At 36.4% G+C, this 21,552-nt stretch carries 16 protein-coding genes, 1 tRNA gene and 1 pseudogene; 14 read left to right on the top strand and 4 right to left on the bottom strand.

Annotated elements, in window-relative coordinates:
- Positions 1 to 248 precede the first annotated feature (248 nt).
- The 6 genes from fdrA to ACGH6R_RS01490 all read left to right on the top strand — a co-directional run bounded on the left by fdrA (position 249) and on the right by ACGH6R_RS01490 (position 7,876).
- The gene (gene fdrA, locus ACGH6R_RS01515; protein WP_411598699.1) at positions 249 to 1,916 is read left to right on the top strand and encodes an acyl-CoA synthetase FdrA; all 1,668 of its coding nucleotides are present in this window, start codon (positions 249 to 251) and stop codon (positions 1,914 to 1,916) included.
- Positions 1,917 to 1,928: 12 nt separating this feature from the next.
- On the top strand, positions 1,929 to 3,185 hold the full coding sequence (locus tag ACGH6R_RS01510; protein WP_411598698.1) for a DUF1116 domain-containing protein: 1,257 nt from the start codon (positions 1,929 to 1,931) through the stop codon (positions 3,183 to 3,185).
- 3 nt (positions 3,186 to 3,188) lie between these two features.
- Positions 3,189 to 4,145, top strand: a complete 957-nt coding sequence (locus tag ACGH6R_RS01505) for a DUF2877 domain-containing protein (protein ID WP_411598697.1) — start codon at positions 3,189 to 3,191, stop codon at positions 4,143 to 4,145.
- A 3-nt stretch (positions 4,146 to 4,148) separates the two neighbouring features.
- The gene (gene allS / locus ACGH6R_RS01500) at positions 4,149 to 5,072 is read left to right on the top strand and encodes an HTH-type transcriptional activator AllS (RefSeq protein WP_411598696.1); all 924 of its coding nucleotides are present in this window, start codon (positions 4,149 to 4,151) and stop codon (positions 5,070 to 5,072) included.
- A 65-nt stretch (positions 5,073 to 5,137) separates the two neighbouring features.
- Positions 5,138 to 6,373 carry a pyridoxal-phosphate-dependent aminotransferase family protein gene (locus tag ACGH6R_RS01495; protein ID WP_411598695.1) on the top strand — a complete coding sequence of 412 codons (1,236 nt, stop codon included), beginning with the start codon at positions 5,138 to 5,140 and terminating at the stop codon, positions 6,371 to 6,373.
- Positions 6,374 to 6,583: 210 nt separating this feature from the next.
- Positions 6,584 to 7,876, top strand: coding sequence for an MFS transporter (locus ACGH6R_RS01490; RefSeq protein WP_411598694.1), 1,293 nt, complete (start codon positions 6,584 to 6,586; stop codon positions 7,874 to 7,876).
- 370 nt (positions 7,877 to 8,246) lie between these two features.
- Here ACGH6R_RS01490 and fabB read toward each other — a convergent pair whose 3' ends face one another.
- Complete coding sequence (gene fabB, locus ACGH6R_RS01485) at positions 8,247 to 9,458, bottom strand: beta-ketoacyl-ACP synthase I (RefSeq protein ID WP_065559433.1); 1,212 nt, start codon at positions 9,456 to 9,458, stop codon at positions 8,247 to 8,249.
- A gap of 301 nt (positions 9,459 to 9,759) precedes the next feature.
- Here fabB and ACGH6R_RS01480 point away from each other — a divergent pair, with 301 nt between their 5' ends.
- The gene (locus tag ACGH6R_RS01480; RefSeq protein ID WP_411598693.1) at positions 9,760 to 11,025 is read left to right on the top strand and encodes a putative DNA modification/repair radical SAM protein; all 1,266 of its coding nucleotides are present in this window, start codon (positions 9,760 to 9,762) and stop codon (positions 11,023 to 11,025) included.
- 3 nt (positions 11,026 to 11,028) lie between these two features.
- On the top strand, positions 11,029 to 11,832 hold the full coding sequence (locus tag ACGH6R_RS01475) for a TIGR03915 family putative DNA repair protein (protein ID WP_411598692.1): 804 nt from the start codon (positions 11,029 to 11,031) through the stop codon (positions 11,830 to 11,832).
- Positions 11,833 to 11,886: 54 nt separating this feature from the next.
- Here the strand turns inward: ACGH6R_RS01475 and ACGH6R_RS01470 are convergent, their stop codons facing one another.
- The gene (locus ACGH6R_RS01470) at positions 11,887 to 12,645 is read right to left on the bottom strand and encodes an MlaA family lipoprotein (RefSeq protein WP_411598691.1); all 759 of its coding nucleotides are present in this window, start codon (positions 12,643 to 12,645) and stop codon (positions 11,887 to 11,889) included.
- Between the two features lie 128 nt (positions 12,646 to 12,773).
- On the opposite strand from ACGH6R_RS01470, the gene ACGH6R_RS01465 reads away from it, so the two are divergent.
- A tRNA-Arg gene (locus ACGH6R_RS01465) sits at positions 12,774 to 12,845 on the top strand.
- A 623-nt stretch (positions 12,846 to 13,468) separates the two neighbouring features.
- On the opposite strand, the gene pssA is transcribed toward ACGH6R_RS01465, so the two are convergent.
- Both pssA and ydiK read right to left on the bottom strand, forming a co-directional pair.
- Positions 13,469 to 14,824, bottom strand: a complete 1,356-nt coding sequence (pssA, locus tag ACGH6R_RS01460) for a CDP-diacylglycerol--serine O-phosphatidyltransferase (protein ID WP_267350672.1) — start codon at positions 14,822 to 14,824, stop codon at positions 13,469 to 13,471.
- Positions 14,825 to 14,966: 142 nt separating this feature from the next.
- Complete coding sequence (ydiK, locus tag ACGH6R_RS01455) at positions 14,967 to 16,019, bottom strand: AI-2E family transporter YdiK (RefSeq protein WP_267350674.1); 1,053 nt, start codon at positions 16,017 to 16,019, stop codon at positions 14,967 to 14,969.
- A gap of 104 nt (positions 16,020 to 16,123) precedes the next feature.
- On the opposite strand from ydiK, the gene eco reads away from it, so the two are divergent.
- From eco to ACGH6R_RS01430, 5 genes and pseudogenes are all read left to right on the top strand, one after another.
- Positions 16,124 to 16,618 carry a serine protease inhibitor ecotin gene (gene eco, locus ACGH6R_RS01450; protein ID WP_411598690.1) on the top strand — a complete coding sequence of 165 codons (495 nt, stop codon included), beginning with the start codon at positions 16,124 to 16,126 and terminating at the stop codon, positions 16,616 to 16,618.
- A gap of 329 nt (positions 16,619 to 16,947) precedes the next feature.
- Complete coding sequence (locus ACGH6R_RS01445) at positions 16,948 to 18,057, top strand: extracellular solute-binding protein (protein WP_065559442.1); 1,110 nt, start codon at positions 16,948 to 16,950, stop codon at positions 18,055 to 18,057.
- A 148-nt stretch (positions 18,058 to 18,205) separates the two neighbouring features.
- Positions 18,206 to 19,300, top strand: coding sequence for a putrescine ABC transporter ATP-binding subunit PotG (gene potG, locus ACGH6R_RS01440; protein ID WP_065559507.1), 1,095 nt, complete (start codon positions 18,206 to 18,208; stop codon positions 19,298 to 19,300).
- A 321-nt stretch (positions 19,301 to 19,621) separates the two neighbouring features.
- Positions 19,622 to 20,491: pseudogene (potH, locus tag ACGH6R_RS01435) on the top strand (putrescine ABC transporter permease PotH); the annotation flags it as partial.
- Positions 20,492 to 20,734: 243 nt separating this feature from the next.
- Positions 20,735 to 21,493 (top strand): ABC transporter permease subunit, encoded by a 759-nt coding sequence (locus tag ACGH6R_RS01430; RefSeq protein WP_411596692.1) that lies wholly within the window; start codon positions 20,735 to 20,737, stop codon positions 21,491 to 21,493.
- The last annotated feature ends 59 nt before the right edge of the window (positions 21,494 to 21,552 follow it).

The following is a 21,552-nucleotide window of genomic DNA, read 5'->3' as shown; positions in this document are numbered from 1 at the left end:
TTATGACCTATTTATTCCGCTTTTTTTACGTAATATATAAATATAGTCTGATAGTTAGATTTAATAGGTTAACGCAATATTGTTGTTGTAAAACAGATTCAAAGCGGATAGCAGGGTATGACTGAGTAGGATAATTTATCGCGTCAATGAAAATGTCTTTTAACATCTAGCAAGCGCATATCTATTTATTTCCAATTACCATTACAGCATTTATTACAATAATTTAATAACTGAGAGGTCCAATTCTCATGATTCAATCTTTCATAAAAAAAGGTAGTTTTCAGGATTCTGTTAGCCTCATGTTGATATCTAAAAAGCTGAGTAACCTTGAAGAAGTCGATGAAGTTTCCGTTATGATGGGAACACCAGCCAATAAATCATTGCTTGTAGCCACGGGATTTTGGAGTGATACTTTCAATCAAGCAACGCCTAATGATATCTGTGTAGCAATTAAAACGCATGATGATGCTAGCGATGCCATAGATTTAATTCGTTCACAACTTGAAGAGGCTTTAAAAAATATTGCTCAGCAACAGCAGGGGGGCAGTAAATTACTTAAAGCAAGGCGTTTTGCAACCGCTAATCGAAAACTCCCTGATGCTAATTTGGTGCTTATTTCAATTGCCGGTGAATATGCGGCAGAATTGGCAGAACAAGCGTTAGATGAAAATAAAAATGTCATGATATTTTCCGATAATGTGTCGCTTGAAGATGAAATCCGTTTGAAAAAAAGCGCAGCAGCAAAAGATCTTATTGTCATGGGGCCGGATTGTGGAACGGCAATCATAGCTGGGGCGCCATTGGCATTTTCTAACGTGATACCTAACGGTAACATTGGGGTGATTGGGGCATCGGGAACCGGCATTCAAGAAGTGATTTCACAAATTGCATTACTCAATCAGGGAATTACACAAGCAATTGGACTTGGCGGACGTGATTTATCGCAAGCAGTAGGGGGGATTAGCGCATTAACCGCATTAACTATGCTAGCAGCTGACAAGCAAACGCAAGTCATTACTTTTATTTCTAAACCGCCAGCAGAAAGTGTCCGTATAAAAGTGATTAATGCAATGAAGCAAATAGCTAAACCTATTGTAGCGCTCTTTTTAGGTTCCTGTATTGATAAACGGCAAGACGATAATATCTTTTTTGCCAGCACGTTAGATGAAGCTGCTAGATTAGCTTGTTTATTAGCCAAAGTTGAAAGTGCGAAGAGCACGTTGCCTAGTGTGGCTCATCAAACCATCATGGGATTATATACCGGTGGTACATTAGCATCGGAAGCCGCAATGTTGCTGGCTAATCAACTCAATCTTTTGCTCAGTGATAACCACGACAAAGGCATCATGTTTGACCAACAAGGTCATAAAATTATCGATCTGGGCGATGACTTTTATACCGTTGGACGCCCACATCCCATGATTGACCCATCCATACGTGAACATGCAATAGCACAATTGGGCGAGCAAACAGGGGTGGGGGTATTGTTGCTTGATCTGGTCATAGGCTATGGCGCAAATGCGAATCCGGCTGAATCAATAATCTCAGGTTACAACAAGGCTAACGCTAAACGATCTTCTCATCATCCCTTAATTGCTATTGCCACGGTGACAGGATCTGAATCCGATCCACAATGTCGTAGTAAGCAAATTGCAGCACTTCAATCGGCAGGTATTACCGTAATGGATAATTTACCCGAAGCCATTTTATTAGCCACAAAATTAATTACGCCAGCAAATAAAATTGATTGCTTAAAACCTTACCCTTTACTTGAGCATATCAGTGTGATTAATGCCGGTTTGCGGAGTTTTGCTGAAGATCTGCAATCATCAAATATTCCTGTGGTGCATTATCAATGGGCACCGATAGCTGGTGGCAATCAAAAATTAGCGGCTATTTTGAAAAAATTAAACTAAGAGGTTGTAACAATGAACTCATCAATTAATGAAGCAAATCAGGCCATTATTGAAATAATTAAAGCGGCAAGACCGCATTGGGTTGGTGTTATTGCTGCTAAAGAAGCGATCCCGACTTTGGCACAAGGTTACAAATTATTACATGCAGGCCCACCGATTATATGGCAGGACATGACTGGACCAATGCAAGGTGCCTGTATTGGTGCCTGTTTATTTGAAGGCTGGGCGCAAAATGAAGAACAGGCACTAGCTTTGCTAACGACAGGTAAAGTGGAATTTATACCTTGTCATTCGGTTCATGCTGTTGGCCCTATGGGTGGGATTACTTCGGCAAATATGCCTGTTGTTGTGGTTGAAAATATTACTCATGGCAACCGAGCTTACTGCAATTTGAATGAAGGTATTGGAAAAGTCATGCGTTTTGGTGCCTATGGGCAAGAGGTGTTAAATCGTCATCACTGGATGAAAATGTCATTAGCACCGGCGCTTAATGAAACATTAAAATTATTTGAAAAAGGAATCGACTTAACCGCACTGATGGCTCAAGCCATTTCAATGGGGGATGAGTTTCATCAACGCAATATTGCTGCATCGGCATTATTACTTCGTACCTTATCACCTAAATTAGCTCTGCTTAATCGTAGTAAAGAAGAAATGGCGAAGATTTTTGATTTTTTAAGTGTCACCGACCAATTCTTTTTGAATTTAGCCATGGCATATTGTAAATCAGTTATGGATAGCGCAGCACAGATCCAAGCCGGCACTATTATTACTGCGATGACACGTAATGGTAAAGATTTTGGTATTAAAGTCAGTGGACTGGGTGATGAATGGTTTACTGCACCCGTTAACACACCACAAGGACTTTTCTTTACCGGATACTCCCAAAAGGATGCGAACCCCGATATCGGTGATAGTGCAATAACTGAAACATTTGGTATTGGTGGGGTGGCAATGGTTGCTGCACCAGGGGTAACCCGTTTTGTTGGCGCAGGTGGTGCGGATGTTGCATATGAAGTATCAGAAGAGATGAGCGAAATCTTTTTAGAACATAATATGCAACTACAAATACCGTCTTGGAACTTTCAAGGATGTTGTATGGGATTAGATCTTCGTCTGATTGTAGAAACCGGTATTACGCCCTTAATTAATACAGGAATTGCCCATAAACAAGCAGGTGTGGGTCAAATTGGTGCAGGAACGGTGCGTGCGCCGTTAGCCTGTTTTGAAAAAGCGCTTGAGGCATTAGCGATAAAATTGAAAGTGTAATTTATGAATCAGGAACTTGCAGATTGTCATCGTACCGATAATCAAGCTGAAAATCAGCAATGGCTCTCACCATTCTCTGCCGATTTTAATCGGCAGGGAGTTTTCCATACATCAAAACGTATTACGCAATCTATAAAGCCATTGCTTAAAAGTGCCCATGTACCATTTACTGTGAGTGATTTAACACTATTTAGTCTGCATGAACATACCATTAATCTGATTAATAATGCAAAGCAGCTTATCACTTTACACCGTTATGGTCACGGTTTGTCGCCAATGGGTTGGTTACTAAAAAGTGCTCAATTTGATTTAATCAAACAGACACTAACTCAACGTCATAAACCAATCGAACAATTAGCAACGGGTGACTTAATTATCGGACATATTCAAATTAGTGCGAAAACACACATCTGCTCTTTGCAATTACTTCCTTATCCGCTTACCAATTATGATAAAAATAGAGTTGCTCAATTATTCAAGCAGATCAATAATCCTACAGGATTGTTTGGCGAGTTAAGACAAAATATTACTGAAAAAAGGGCGCCTGAATTGTGCCAGTTTTGTGACAAAATTGACGCATTATTAAATGGATATTCTGATGATATTACCCCTTTTATTGGTCTAGGAGCAGGATTAACCCCCAGCTTTGATGATATTTTGATTGGCATGATTGCAGTACTATTAAGTGATCAGCGTTTTTATCGTCGATGTAACTTGTTACAACGTGCCATACTGAAGCTTGATCTTGATTCTTTAACGACAACTATTAGTGCGACTTTTTTACGTCATGCCCTGCAAGGAAGATTTTCATTACAAGTACTGCAAGTTATAACCGCACTCAATCAACAAAAATATCAACATCGATCTTTGGCTGAGATATCAAATTATGGTCATACTTCAGGGGCTGATCTGTTGCTTGGTATTTGGCTTGGTATCGATCGTTTTGTCATAAGGGATTGAAGTATGTTAGATACAGAAACTATGCGCACATTTACTAAAGTTGTTGAGTGTAACAGTTTTTCTAAAGCCGCAAAGTTATTATATAAAACCCCAGCCGCAATTAGCTATCGAATAAAATCATTAGAAGCTGAACTCAACACTCAGCTATTTGAACGAACCACTCGAACGGTTTCACTTACGCTTGCCGGTCAACACCTTTATGAGCATTGTAGTCAGTGGTTATTATGGTTAAATTCAATGCCCGAAGAGTTACAACAAATTCGTGATGGCGTTGAACGTAGAGTCAATTTAACCATTAATAACCTATTATATGACAGCGACGCTATTACAGAACTGCTAGATTATCTACTGGAAAAATTTCCTTTTACCCATTTTACGATTAATCGCCAAGTTTATATGGGGGTGTGGGATTCATTGTTATATGGAGAATGTCATCTTGCTATTGGGGCAACAGGCACGGAATCACTGGATAATATGATTAATATCTTTCCATTAGGCGAAATAACTTGGGCATTTGTAGCTGCTAAGCATCATCCTATCACTCGTATAGATAGTCCTTTATCAAATGATGCACTGCGTAAATATCCTGCAATCAATGTTGAAGATACCTCTATTCATATGAATAAACGTGTGGCATGGTTATTGCCAAGTCAGACCGAAATCATCGTACCGGATATTTCAACTAAATTGGCTTGTCATTTAAAAGGGCTTGGTATTGGATTTTTGCCTCGCTCTTTGTGTCAACCCTATTTGGACACGGGGGAATTAATTGAATGCAAAGTGATTAATGAACGCAAACCCTCACCACTTTCGTTAGCATGGAAAAAATCGAATATGGGTAAAGTGATGAATGAAATCGTCAATTTGTTTAAATATCATCATCCTATTGCACTTCGTTTTTTAAAAAATATTGATAAAAAAAGGTAATCCAATTCGTTCTTAAAGTAGACATTGTTAATTAACAAATTTGATATTAATAAAGGAAAAATAATATGTTAGACCTAGATAAGTATGATCAAATTAATCCGCCGATGCGTTTACTCATGGGACCGGGGCCAATTAATGCCGATCCAAGAGTGACCCGTGCTATGGCTGCGCCATTAATTGGTCAATTTGATCCAGTTATGACGGATTATATGAATCAAACAATGGCACTGTATCGAGATATTTTCAAAACCACCAATGAGCAAACTTTTGTGATTGATGGCACAGCACGAGCAGGAATTGAAGCGGTCTTAATTTCAACTATTCGTCCGGGTGATAAAGTTTTGGTACCGGTTTTTGGTCGGTTTGGATTATTGCTATGCGAGATTGCCCATCGTTGTCGGGCACAAGTCCACACGATTGAAGTACCATGGGGTGAAGTGTTTGATCCTAATGTGATTGAAGATGCGATCAAAAAAGTGAAACCGAGATTATTACTTTGTGTTCAGGGCGATACTTCGACAACGTTACTTCAACCGCTTGATAAAATCGGTGAAATTTGTCGCCGACATGGTGTGTTGTCGTATGTTGATGCGACTGCTTCAATCGTCGGTAATACTTTGGAAGTGGATAAATGGCAACTCGATGGGGTATCAGTCAGTTTACAAAAATGTTTAAGTGGTCCACCGGGTGTTGCACCATTAACCTTAAGTCCTGCGATGGTCGACGTTATTCAAGCTCGCAAATGCGTTGAATTAGGCATTCGTGCAGAGGGTGATACCAGTGGCAATGACGAAATCATCTATTCTAACTATTTTGACATCGATATGATCATCCGCTATTGGGGGGCGGAACGCATTAATCATCACACAGAAGCAACTTCGATGCTTTACGCTGCAAGAGAGTGTGCCCGTATTGTGTTACAAGAAGGACTAGATAATGTTATTGAACGTCATCGTATTAATGGCGAGGCAATGGTCGCAGGTTTGCAAGCGATGGGGCTTAAACTTTTTGGCGATCTTAAATACAAAATGAATAATGTGGTTGGGGTTATGCGTCCTGAAAATATCGACGACCAACAAGTTCGTAACCTAATGCTGAATGATTTCGGTATCGAAATAGGGGCATCTTTTGGCCCACTTAAAGGGAATGTTTGGCGCATTGGCACAATGGGATATAACGCCAGAAAACAGTGTGTTTTACAAACCTTGACCGCATTTGAAGCCGTGTTAAACCGTCTTGGCTTTAAAACCATACAAGGTGCTGGTCTTCAAGCTGCCTGGAACATTTATCAAAATTCGTAATATATCGTCATCGTTATAAAGCTCACTAAGGTGAGCTGATCTTATAACTATTAAAAGTATTAGATACACCATTTATATCGAAAAGTAAGTTAGTTGTTATTGGTTGCAATAAAAGCAGATTATCAAATTAGCGTCTAAAAGCGTTGTGACTCGTTGCTCATTGATTTGAGTGATGGAGGACAATAGCCTAATTATACTTAAGGAAATTCTATGAGTATCTTAACAAATAAAGAGCCGACATCGGGATATCATCCTAAAAAGTGGAAAGGTCGTTATAGTGTCCTGTTGTTATTATGGTCTGCTTGGTTAGTATCATTTCTCGATCGAATGGTGATGAATGTATCGCTTCCCTTTATTGGTGACGATTTAGGGTTGGATAAAATAGAACAAGCATCAATTATCAGTGCTTTTTTTATTGGTTATGCCCTTTTTCAAATACCGGGCGGGTATTTATCCGATAGATTTGGATCCCGTAAAGTCATGGCATTCGCCATCGTTTGGTGGTCAGTTTTTACTTTTTTCACAGGTTTAATCTATATTCTGCCTTTAATGTTATTAGTCAGATTTCTGTTTGGTCTAGGAGAAGGCGGGTTTCCTGCTTCATCATGGAAAACCATTGCCACTTATTTTCCTGCTAAAGAACGAGGTCGAGCCACTGCGATTCAATCTTCTGTCAATACATTAGGGCCTGCTATTTCGGTCATCGTTGCGGTGACAATTATCGAATGGTTAGGTTGGCGTGCCGTGTTTATTCTGTTGAGCCTGCCCGGATTAGTATTAGGTTATCTTATCTACCGTTTGATACACAATCATCCTGCTGAAAATCCCTTAATCAAGCCTGAAGAATTGCATGAACTACAAGAATGCAATGACAATTTTAATCCCCCTAATCATAACGTCAATTTGCGCAATAATAGCCAGTCGCTAGCGGATGTGTTGAAAATGCCTTTATTATGGAAGCTGTCGCTAATTTGGTTTTTATTTGATATTACTTTTTGGGGATTTACGACTTGGTTACCCAGTTATTTACTGGAAGCAAGAGGATTATCGTTATCCAAAACTGGGATATGGGCAGCTATTCCATTTTTATTTGGTGCAGTAGGTACCTTGATCGGTGGCTATCTTGCCGATAAATTTGTACAACGACTCAAAATTATTTATGGCGTTACCGCAATCTTATCTGCTAGTTTTTTATTTCTCATGTTTAACGTTGAAAATCTAGATGCAGCCATTGCTTTTCAATGTATTTCAGCGTTGTTTATGTTTATTGCCTTTGCTATTTTTTGGGGAATGTTAATGCAACTTATTCCAACGGTCATTATGGGTAAAGCTTCCAGTATCGTTAATTTTGGCGGACAAGTTGCCGGAATTATTTCACCCTTTATCATCGGTTTTTTAATTGAAAAATCAGATGGTGGATACCAAAGTGGTTTTTTATTTATGGTGCTATCACTGATTGCATCGGCAATTTTAACGCTATTCATTCAAAAAATAACACGTTAAAAAAGTGGAGCAATGCTCTGCTTTTTGTTATTGCTATTCAATCCATTAATATGGTTGCCATAAGGTTTGATTAAACAAGTGGAATAAAAGTAGTCAGAATAACTAAGAAGAAATCTATACGATTAACCTAATCGGAAAAGTAAAATTATTTTATTTTCTCTAAAAATCATCTTGTTGTAAAAGAGATAAAAATATCTGCGAAATTTATTGATTACTATGTGATTCAAAAATAAGTCAGGTTAACGTAACGCATTAATTAGTTAACCAATGAAAAATAGGATGTTTATAAAATGAATGTTTGCGATATTTTTGAACGTGAATAAAAAAACCGTTCCAAAGAGAACGGTTTTTATTTAACTAAAACACTAGACTAAGCTTTATATTTTTTCATGACAATTGAAGCGTTAGTTCCACCAAATCCGAAGCTATTCGACATGACTGTCGTTAATTCACGCTCGGTTGGTTCAGTGATAATGTTCATGCCAATAGCGGCTTCATCAAGTTCATCAATGTTAATACTTGGCGTAATAAAGCCATGTTCTAACATTAATAATGAATAAATTAATTCTTGTGCACCGGTCGCACTTAACGAGTGACCCGTCATTGATTTAGTGGATGAAATCGCCGGGATATTATCACCAAATACTTGCTTGATAGCCCATAGCTCTTTAACGTCACCAACAGGAGTTGATGTACCGTGTGTATTGATATAATCCACAGGCACATCTAAATCTTGGATCGCAAGTTGCATACAACGCATTGCACCTTCACCAGATGGGGCTACCATGTCATAACCGTCAGATGTAGCAGCATAACCAACCAGTTCACCATAGATATGGGCACCACGAGCAAGCGCATGCTCTAACTCTTCAACTACAACCATACCAGCACCGCCGGCAATCACAAATCCATCACGGTTGGCGTCATAGGCACGAGATGCTTTTTCAGGTGTATCATTGTATTTAGTTGATAACGCACCCATTGCATCAAATTCACATGACATTTCCCAACAAAGTTCTTCACCACCACCGGCAAAAACAATATCTTGTTTACCGAGTTGAATCAGCTCAGCAGCATGACCAATACAGTGTACAGACGTTGCACAAGCTGACGTCATAGAATAGCTAATCCCTTTGATTTTAAATGGTGTTGCTAAACAAGCTGAAATGGCTGATGACATTGATTTTGTCACAGCATAAGGCCCCACGCCACGTAATCCCTTTTCTTTCATACCTGCAACGACGTTATATTGAGTTTTGGTTGAACCACCATAGCCCGCAATTAAACCAGTTCGAGGATTTGAGACTTGTTCAGGAGTCAATTTTGCATCGTCAATAGCTTGTTGTAGAGCAAGATAACCATAGATAGAAGCATCATTCATAAAGCGCACGATTTTGCGATCGATAAGTCCAGTAGTATCTAATTTAACATTACCGCAAACATGGCTTCGCATTCCGCTATCTTTCATTTCTTGAGAAAAAGTGATTCCACTACGACCCACTTTTAATGATTCTAAAACCTCTTTAGTATTGTTCCCAATACTCGAAAGAATACCTAATCCGGTAATAACAACTCGTTTCATGTAATATTCTGCTCCTAAATTAACTGGCTTCATAAGAAAAATTGATGTGATTATAGCGTACACTTGTAAGCTGAACAATACCTAACGAAGCTATTTTATTTATAATATTAAATCGAGTAATTTCGAAAGTAAAAAATATATCAATTATCCTTTAAATTATATTAATTATTATGTTTTATTAACAATAAACCTCATACTTTGTTAAGTACCTAAAATTACACTTTTCTGATTGTTTATTTACTTGCTAATTAAAAAGTGATTAGTATAATACTGTTTGTTTATACAGTATAAGGGGTTAGCAATGAATGAAAAGATGATATCAAAGCTTGAAATATTAGCTGAATCAGCAAAGTATGATATTTCTTGTGCTTCAAGTGGCTCATCTCGAACTAATAAAAATAAAGGGATTGGCAGTGCGCATCGTTGTGGAATATGTCATTCATTCACTGCTGATGGGCGTTGTGTCTCTTTGCTTAAAATCATGTTAACTAACTATTGCATGTTTGACTGTGCTTATTGTATAAATCGCCAAAGCAATGATATTCCCAGAGCTGGATTTACGCCTAAAGAATTAGCTGATTTAACCATTGAATTTTATCGTCGTAACTATATTGAAGGACTTTTCTTAAGTTCTGGCATTGTCAGAAGCCCTGATCATACGATGGAAAAAATGATTAGAGTGGTAAAAATATTACGTAATGAACATGGATTTAATGGCTATATCCACATGAAAGCCATTCCTGGTGCCAGTAATGATCTTATAGTTCAGGCTGGTTTGTTGGTTGATCGAATGAGTGTGAACTTAGAGATCCCGACAGAAAAAAATCTAAAGTTATTAGCGCCCGATAAAGATCATCAAAGCATTTATCAACCAATGCGCCATATTCATCAAAACTTACTTGAAAACATAGAAGATCGAAAAAAAATTAAATCTACGCCAAAATTTGTACCAGCAGGGCAGAGCACTCAAGTCATTATTGGGGCGACAGATGAGACAGACAGCCAGATTTTACAACTAACGGCTAAACTCTATAAACGACCAAGCATGAAGCGTGTTTATTATTCAGGGTTTATTCCTGTTAATGGTTATGATAAAAGATTACCCGTATTGCAAGAAGTACCAAGAGTGCGAGAAAATCGCCTTTATCAAGCTGATTGGTTATTACGATTCTACGATTTTAGTGTCGACGAAATTGTCAATGATCAATATCCTGATCTTGATTTAACTGTTGATCCTAAACTGGCGTGGGCTATTCGAAATCCCCAATTCTTTCCGGTAGATATAAACCGTGATAGTTATCAAAAAATTTTACGGGTACCGGGTATTGGTGTTAAATCGGCAAAATTAATTGTTTTAGCAAGGCGACATCGTAAATTAAATTTAGAAGCTTTAAAACGAATAGGCGTTGTTCTAAAAAGAGCCCAATTTTTTATTATTTGCCATGAAATGCGAAAATTTAAATTATTAGACTCATCCGAGCAGTATATTCGGCTTTCTTTGCAAGAAAAACCGTTGCTTGAAGTCAAAAATGATAATATTCCTCAGCAATTAGTGATGGGTTGGTAAATCATGTTAGCTTTTCAATATGATAAAAGTTTTGAAGGATTGCTATGCGCAGTGTTTGATGCGTTTGAGCAAAAAAAGATGCCCGATTGTTTGTTGGCGCATAATGATCTTGTGCCTTTGTTAGTATCCGATACGCATCATGTGGAAGTACGTAATAGTAAATATGAACGGGTTCAAGTAGCTTTGAACAAAAAGTTATCTCACGTTGCGCTTAATCAATTAAAGTATGTTTGGCTTTCTGAATTACCAGAAAGTGATTTCATTATTTTTCGTTATATCTGTAAAGTTTTCAAATCAAAGCATCCTATTGAAACGGATTTTGGTGATCCTGATGTACTAATTGTTCACGACATTGCTAAAAAAGTAAGTCGGGAACGGCATCATTTAATGCAATTTGTTCGTTTCAATACTATTGAAAACCCAATTGATAACACAAATGACGGACAAAATGAAAAGATCTATTTTTCGGTTATTGCTCCTATCTATAACGCATTGCCTTTAGTCTTAGATTTTTTTAAAGATCGTTATGCCGATCAGAAATGGGCGATTTATGATGAAAAACGTAAATATGGCTACTTTTATGATCTCGACAAACTTGAAAAAATTTCACTTGTTGATCATGAGGAGTTGATCGTAGATAACAAAGTCAATCAACGGTTTTTAACGAAAGATGAACAACTATTTCAAACCCTATGGCATCGTTACTTTAATGCTTTATCTATCAAAGAAAGAGAAAATCCTAAATTACAACGTCAACAGATGCCAAAACGGTTTTGGCACAATTTACCTGAAATGAAAGGCAAATAAAAAACCGCTATTGAAGCAGCGGTTTTTTTTATCTATAAATCATGATAAAACAAGTTATTGTGAATCGATATCATTAATAAAACTATTGATGCTTTCTTCACGTTGTTGCTGTTTCTTTTCATCGACTTTACCACCAGAAGCAATAAAATCATTTCGTTGGAAATAAGCATTACGCATAAAGTTATAAGGATCGTCACTGTTTTTAATCAGATCTTCGTATTCAATCGCCATCGCACGAGCCTCAATACCGTCGAACACGCCTCGTACTAATGCCCATTTCCAATTTAACCAAGCTAAAGGTGGATAAAGCGTATCAACTAAGGCACCGCCTTCCTCTCTAAGCGTTGCTGAACCATAGAAAGGTAAAACCACATATGGACCATACGGTACGTCATAGTGACCAAGCACATCACCAAAAGTATGCCTATTGCCTTTTTGTAATTGTGGGTCAGCTAAACTGGCAACATCAAATAATCCTGCAACACCAAAAACAGTGTTTAAAAAGAATCGTGCTAAGTGTTTTCCGGCTTGGTGGACATTTCCTTGTAAAAGATTATTCACCATCGAAGCAGGTTCAGAAAGGTTAGAAGAAAAGTTCACGACACCTTTACGAAGTGGTGTTGGTACATAATCTTTCCAAACGACAGCAGCTGGACGCAAAACATACGGATCTAATGCATAATAGTTAACATTAAACATTGCTTTATTGAATCCAGATAAAGGATCACTGTATGAATTGCTTTCAGGATCATATGAAGCGCAACTTGTTAGTGCCATAACAGAGAACAGCATGCCAATTATTCTTTTTTTCATAGGATTTTCAACTAAACAAAATTCAGATTATTGATTTTTTAATTGTATCATGTTTACACATAATACAAAATTTTTCATTATTTAAATGGTATTATTTTTTTAAATTTATTAAAATGGGCGCCCCCGATGACCTCATAGTTAAATGGATATAACGAGCCCCTCCTAAGGGCTAGTTGCAGGTTCGATTCCTGCTGGGGTCAAGTACATATATAAACCTATCTATTAAATATAGCAACTGTAAAAAATTTTTTACTGAAAAATATAACAATTTGTCATGTTCTATCTTAACTTATTTGTCATCACTTTGTTTGGTGTATTTTAATTATTTTTTGTTATCAATATAATAATAGTCATCAATTCAAATGTATAATGTATTAATGGATGCTGATTAAAATAGTTGAAGTTTAGTCAGAAAATTTAACACCACGATTGAAGCATTTTATGCACCGGCTTATGTTGAAAGTCGACAACTTAAGCAAGCTTTTATTCAAATCGGGTTATAAAAGATACCTTAAAATAATCTACTAAGGCTGATATTTTATTGGTTGGTTTAGGCAATAATCCCTTTGTTATTGTCATTGCTTTCTAGGCGCATTGTGCTTAGAGCGATTGATATTTTTGCAATTAGTGCTTCAAATGGCCGAACGGTTTTAAGTTTGCAAAAAAATAGCCCTGAATAAATATTATTTCGTTAAATTTTTAAAGCTATAGAGATTAAATTTGACTAAGAACAGTTGTTATTATCTTTAATAACTAGTCAATTTTATTCTCTATAGCTTATTTTAGTTGACGATTTACTAACAGCTTATCATTTATTTTCGTTTTATAATAAGCGTTTTATAATCCGATCAACACGTATGCGAGTTAATCTTTTAATTAACTTATGTACGTGAGGTGGGTAAAACTGGCTGGCTTGAATTTGTTGAAAATGTGTCACCAATGTGGTTTTTTCTCTGATTGTATCAAGTTCTTTATCAAACTGATCTTGCAATTCTTGTTTAGGATCATGAATTAAAATACCATTTTCAAGATCTAATCGCCATGCCCTTGGGTTAAGATTATTACCCGTAATTAATACCCATTTTTTATCGACCCAAATACCTTTAAGGTGATAAGTTTGTTCGCCATCTTTCCATAATCGAATAATGAGTTGTTCTTTATCAATAAAAGGTTGCAGTCGCTCGATAAATTTTCTTAAGTTAATTTCATATAAATAAGGTAGCCCACCTGAAATATTGAAAGGTTTATCTTCTGGAATATAGAAATCATTGGCGATTTTGTCACCGATTATAATTTCTACTTGTTTACCTTTGCGCAATAAGCGAATAATGTCACGAACTAAAATATTAGGTAAGTTGAAATAAGGGGTACAAAAGATAATTTTTTGCTGAGTAACATTAATTAGGTGATGTATCGTTCTATTTAATGAGTTATTACGGCCTAAACCTGAAATAGGGGATACTGAAAGGGATTGATTATCGGCATCGCCCGTATAATGATATTTTGCATTCATTAAATGTTGACGAAGGGCTTTAATCTCAGCTTTTAGTTGTTTTCTGGTTTTATGGTTTTCACCATCCAGCCGTTGTAATCCGCTAAAAGGTAAAAAATTGTCATTAATATAGTTCACCATACTATCGGCGAGTACTTTATTGGTAATAAAGTGGTAGCGGTCGTAGCGATATTTATCCAGCTTATGTAAATAGACGTTATTTATACTTGCACCGCTATAAATCACGGTATCATCGATAATAAACCCTTTAAGGTGAAGAACGCCCAGCACTTCACGGCGATTAACAGGCACACCATAAATAGGAATATCAACTTGAGGATTTTCTTGTTTTAATTGGTAATAATATTTTGCATTAGTTTGACTTTTGTCTTCACCAATCCTACCGCGTTGTGCTCGATGCCAATCGACAAAGATTTTTATATCTAAATTGGGATTTTGTTGCTTAACATTATATAATTCTTTAAGAAATTCTTTTCCTGCTTCATCTTGCTCTAAATATAACGCAACAATATAGATGCGTTCCTTGGCATGTTTAATTGCATCAAGCAAAGCAAGCCGATAGTCTGTAGGATTATATATAATACGGTATTGATCGGCATGTTGAGAAATTTTTGCTAATTCATCAAGCTGTTTTTGGTGATTATATTTTATAAATGGTATTCGCATGATTTCTATATCATTTTAACTGACGCATATCGTTGAGTAATACGAATTATATCAGAAAATAATTCTCCTTTTTATACAACATTTGTTAATGTATTTAGTCACAACGTTATAAAATCTTATTTTCGGGATGATAATAAATTGTTTAAGATTGTTCATCAACCCATGTCTGAATAATTTTATAGGTTAAGGCTAATACGACTGGTCCGATGAATAATCCCATAATACCAAATCCAAGTAATCCACCAATAACACCAAATAGAATAAGTAAAAAAGGTAAATCAGCGCCTTTTTTGATTAAATAAGCACGCATAACACTATCAAGTGTCGTCAGTATTACTGCGACGACAATTAAGATAATACCTGAAGCCGTATGACCACTCCAAAATTGCCAAATTATACAACCTAGCATGACGACAACTGGCCCAATTTGGGCAACACAACAAATAAATAGTACTAGAGTTAATAGACCCGCTAACGGCATATTCGTTAACACAAAGCTTAAACCACCAATTAAAGCTAAAGTAATGGCGGTTACCACTACGCCTAATGCGACTGCACGAATTGATTGGCCTGCTAAGGTGACGGTTGTTTCGCCATATTGTTTAGAGAGTCGATTAGCAAATACATAAACATATTTGGTAATACTTTCACCTTTTAAGAAAAGTAAAAGGCTAAAAATAATCATGACACCAGCATGGAAAATGAAAATACCTAAATTAGTTACTTGCTCGATCAACCACTTAATCATAGTGCCAATATAGGGTTGAACATTGCTCATTAAATCTGAACCATCGGTTTTGATCAGCTCTAACCATTTTTGATGTAATTCCTCACCAAACATAGGAATGCTATTTAGCCAATCAAGAGTGGGTAACTCGTGATGAGATAGTGATTTTGCCCATTCAATCAGATAGTGTCCATTTTGTGCTACACTACTAATAATGAGAAGAAAAGGAATGACACAAACAAAGGCTAAAATTAATGCCATAACCAACAAAGATAACCAGCGTTTATGGAAAAGTTTGTTTTGAATTTTGATCATAAGTGGCCAAGTTGCAATCACGACCATGACCGCCCAGAAGAATCCAAACAAAAAAGGTTCAACAATCCGATAAGTAATGATGATAAATAATCCAATTAATAGCAGATTAAGAATTAATTTTAATAAATCATTAGTATTTTTTTCTTTAGGCATTTTATAACCATAGTAAATAGTAAATATAATGCTATTATACGCATTATCATTTAAAAAGCATATCATGCAATATTAATGAACCTATTTTTACAGGAGACAAAAAAATGAAAAAAATAATATTGGTAGCCTTAATGGGCGTATCTTTATTTGCTTGTGCTGAAAAAACTAAATTGCCAGAAACAGTGCAAAATGTGAATGACATTGCACCTTATCCTGAAGCGAAAGCTGGTTACACCCGTTTTGCAATAAATCTACCTGCATTGCCTGATGAGAATAATGCTCGTATTGAATTACTAATTGGCAAAGAAATGAATGTTGATTGTAATTCTCAACGTTTGGCAGGGACAGTTAAAGAGGAAGAATTAAAAGGTTGGGGTTATTCTTATTATGTTGTAGAAGCCGGTAACGGTGTTCTATCAACCATGATGGCTTGCCCGACAGGTTCTAATAAAAATCAGTTTGTTACTCTTCATCATAATTTGGGTTGGTTAGACTATAATAGTCGCTTACCAATTGTCATTTATGCACCAAATGATTTCCAAATTAAGTATCGTGTTTGGCAACCTGATGCAAAAATTCTACCAGCCATAGCTGAATAAAATTGGAAAGGACGCTATTGGCGTTATCTATTTTTAGTATCGTTAAAAAGGGTTGAGTGAACAAAATATCGTCACTCAATCTCAAATCTTAAGTTATTTTACATTTTATGTAGACTTCTTTGAAAAAAAAGGTATTTTATGCCACGTAATGCAAAGCTAACCATTTATTTTTATCAATATAATAATAAATAATTTGCTTGCTTACCTCGGTTTCGCCAGACTGTGTGTTTTCAACAGGTTTTTGGTAAAATTTGGGGGTCCATTGTTTTGATTCAGTGGGCTTGTGTTTAACATGTAATATCCCTATTACTAGAGGAGAAGTGGTGAGCATGTTTACTCAACGTAAAACAATTCTTTCAATTCTTGCTGGTGTCACACTAGCGTTATCTCAATCTGCTATTGCTAAAGATCGTGTCGTACATTTTTATAATTGGGCAGGTCAAATTGGTCATGAAACCATTAATGATTTTGAAAAATCAACAGGTATTAAACTTGTTTATGATGTTTATGACTCTAATGAAGCACTTGAAGGAAAACTCATGGCGGGGCATTCCGGCTTTGATGTTGTTTCACCTTCTGATAGCTTTTTAGCAAGACAGATTAAGTCAGGTATTTATCTTCCATTAGATAAAAGTAAATTACCGAATTGGAAAAATCTTGATCCTAACTTAATGAAACTAATGGCGACCCATGACCCAGATAATACTTATGCTATTCCTTATGTCTGGATGACAACGGGTATCGGTTATAATATCGATAAAGTCAAAGAGCGTTTAGGTGAAGATGCCCCAGTTAATAGTTGGGATTTAGTCTTTAAACCTGAAAACATGGAAAAACTTAAAGATTGTGGTGTTGCATTTTTAGATGCGCCTACTGAAATTTTTGCCAGTGCGTTACAATATTTAGGTAAAGATCCTAATAGCACTGATGCCAAAGATTATACTGGTGCGGCTTATGATCTTTTAGCAAAAGTAAGACCGAATATTCGTTATTTTCATTCATCTCAATATATAACCGACCTTGCTAATGGTGATATTTGTGTCATTTTAGGTTGGTCTGGCGATATTTTACAAGCACGAGATCGCGCAAATGAGGCTAAAAATGGTGTCCATATCGGTTATCAAATACCTAAAGAAGGGGCATTAGTCTTTTTTGATACTTTTGCGATTCCAAAAGATGCGGCTAATGTTGATGAAGCCCATGAATTTTTAAACTTTATCATGAAGCCAGAAATCGCTGCGCAAGTGACTAATGATGTTAATTTTGCAAGTGCCAATAAAGTCGCAAATGACAATTTTGTTAAACCGGAAATTAAAAACGATCCTGCGGTTTATCCATCACCTGAAGTCATGGAAAAATTGTTTACATTAAAAGTTAAAGAACCTAAACTTGAACGCGTGATTACTCGTACGTGGACAAAACTTAAAACTGGTCGATAAAGTTTTAACAAATAATTGATTATTAAGTGTTATTTATTATAGACGGAGAGATTGATTTAATCTTTCCGTTTCGTTTTTTATGGCTTGTTGTTATGAGGAAAAAAGAGTGAATAATAAAACAACAATTCAGGTTCAGCCTAAAAAAAAGATGGTTACGCCATTATTGGAGATCAAAAATTTAACCAAAGTGTTTAATGATGATTATTATGCTGTTGATGATATTAATCTCACTATCTACACTGGTGAAATTTTTGCTTTGCTTGGTGCTTCAGGTAGTGGTAAATCGACCCTATTACGGATGTTAGCAGGATTTGAGCAACCAACATCTGGGCAAATTATTTTAGATGGTAAAGATTTATCGCAAGTTCCGCCTTATAATCGTCCAATCAATATGATGTTTCAATCGTATGCTCTCTTTCCTCACATGACGGTTGAGCAAAATATTGCTTTTGGTTTAAAGCAAGATAGATTAGACAATAAAGAGATCAAACACCGTGTTGAAGAAATGCTTGCGCTTGTGCATATGGAACAATTTGGAAAACGTAAGCCACATCAATTATCTGGTGGTCAAAGACAACGCGTAGCGTTAGCACGTAGTTTAGCAAAACGTCCAAAATTATTGCTTCTTGACGAACCGATGGGAGCGTTAGATAAGCAACTGCGTGATCGTATGCAACTTGAAGTTGTCAGTATTTTAGAACAAGTAGGGGCAACTTGTGTTATGGTTACCCATGATCAAGAAGAAGCCATGACCATGGCTGGTCGTATTGCCATTATGAATAAAGGTCAATTTGTTCAAATTGGTGAGCCTGAAGAAATTTATGAACATCCAAACAGTCGTTATAGTGCTGAGTTTATTGGATCGGTAAATGTGTTTGATGGCATTTTACAAGAAACACTTGAAGACGGATTGATTATTAGCTGTCCAATGATAAAACATCCAATAAAAGTTGATTATGATTCACCAGCGGTTGAAGGTGTGCCAATTCAAGTTGCGCTTCGTCCGGAAAAAATCAAATTATGTGACGACATTCCAGAAGACGGCTATAACGTTGCAACAGGTGAAGTAGTTGAAATTGCCTATTTAGGTGATTTATCAATATATCATGTTAAGTTATCAAGTGGGCAAATTATCATTGCACAACTACAAAATGAGCACCGTTATCGAAAAGGAATGCCTACTTGGGGTGATATAGTTAACCTAAGTTGGGAAGTTGATAGCTGTGTGGTACTTACCGAATAAACAAAAGAGGATATAACGATGCGTTCCATTTTTTGGAGTGTAGTATTAAATGCATTTGTCTTGCTCTGTGTTTATTGGCGTTTTGTCACCACAGATGCATTTGATAACTTATTTTTAGATGCGCTATTTACTGCATTAGTATTAAGTTTTTTAATGTCATGTTTTGGTTTGTTTTTAGCAAATTACAAGCCTTCTAGACTTGCTTATCGAATGATTATTGCTGGCAGTATTCTATTTATACCTGCTGGTTTAGTTGCTATTTATTTTGCAATTAAGAAAATTAAAAAACAGCCTGATGATACAGATTTGATGACGCTTTATGGTCGTTTAACAGTCATTGCTATTCCTTATTTATGGATGCTGCTACTGTTTTTATTACCATTTTTAATTGTTTTTAGAATCAGTTTTTCCGAAATAGCATCCGCTGTTCCGCCATATACGGATTTATTTAGCTTTGACGATGGATTGCTCAATATAACCTTAAATTTTGGTAATTATCTCAATTTATTGAGTGATACCATCTATTTTGATTCTTATTTGCAATCATTAAAAATTGCGGCAATATCAACTTTATTATGTATTTTAATTGGTTACCCACTAGCTTGGGCTATTTCGCAATGTAAACCGTCAACGCGAAATATTTTGCTTTTACTAATTATTTTACCGTCATGGACATCCTTTTTGATTCGTGTTTATGCGTGGATAGGTATTTTAAATCCTAATGGGCTTTTGAATCATTTTTTAATGTGGTTAGGCGTTATCGATCAGCCGTTAATCATTATGAAAACCTATTTCGCTGTGTATATAGGAATTGTGTATTCTTATTTGCCTTTTGTCGTTTTACCGATTTATACATCGTTAATCAAAGTTGATTCAACGCTAATTGAAGCGTCGTTAGATTTAGGCTGTAAACCGATTAAAACCTTCTTTCAAATCATTGTACCATTGACAAAAAATGGAGTAATTGCAGGGGGAATGTTAGTGTTTATTCCTGCCGTTGGTGAATATGTTATTCCTGAATTATTGGGGCCGTCAGAAGGAATCATGATAGGTACTCAGTTATGGACAGAATTCTTTAATAATCATGATTGGCCTGCTGCTTCAGCGGTTGCATCGGTGATGTTGTTAATATTGATTGTGCCGATTTATTATTTCAACAAATTCCAAAATCGACAAATGGGAGGTAAATAGATGAACAATTTACCAATTATCCTACGTTCAGCTTTGATTGTCTTTGTGTCATTGTTGATCGGTTCATTTATATTAACGCTTTTAATTTCATCATCGGGATTTGAACTTATTACAAATGGCAGTGTTTACGTGGGCTGTTTTGTTTTTAGTCTGATTGTCACGTTAATTATTACATTAGCGTTAGCTTGCCGATGTTTAAAAGGGCTTATATTATTGGCGGTATTCTCTTTTTTATATATCCCAATGATTATTTTGATTGTTTATTCATTTAATAGTTCACGTTTGGTGACTGTTTGGGCAGAATTTTCAACCAAATGGTACGTTGAATTGATTCATAATCAAACTTTACTCAAGGCGGTTGGTTTAAGTTTAACTATCGCAGCTTGTGCAGCAACATTTGCGATTGTACTTGGTACGTTAGCTGCTTTTGCCATTATCCGTTTTAGGCGTTTTCGTGGGTCAAATCTGTTTTCTTTTATGACAACAGCACCTTTGGTTATGCCTGATGTAATAACGGGTTTAGCTTTGCTATTGCTCTTTGTAGGAATGGGGCAGGTACTGGGTTGGCCAAAAGATCGGGGGGCGATCACGATTTGGATGGCTCATACTACATTTTGTACAGCTTATGTCACCGTCGTTATTAGCGCACGGTTACGAGAGTTGGATAAATCCATTGAAGAAGCTGCATTAGATTTAGGCGCAAATCCATTAAAAGTCTTTTTCGTGATTACTTTACCAATGATTGCGCCGGCATTAGTGTCAGGGTGGTTGCTTGCATTCACATTATCACTTGACGATGTGGTTATTGCTAATTTTGTGACCGGCCCAGGTGCGATGACATTACCTAAACTGATCTTCTCCAAAGTTCGCTTAGGTGTGGATCCTCAAGTTAATGCACTTGCCACAATTATTTTGTTAATTGTTGGCATCATTGGATTTATTTCGTGGTTATGGATGCGTAAATCTGAACGTCGTCGATTGCGTGAAACTCGCCTGCATTAAATCTTTTTAAAACTGAATATTGCCGCACAATGCGGCAATATTTTCCTTTCAAAATATCC

The organism is Gilliamella sp. CG13 (assembly GCF_046635805.1).
Lineage (GTDB): Bacteria > Pseudomonadota > Gammaproteobacteria > Enterobacterales > Orbaceae > Gilliamella > Gilliamella apicola_I.
The sequence above is the reverse complement of the archived record's forward strand: the minus strand, read 5'-3'. Positions and strand labels throughout refer to the sequence as shown.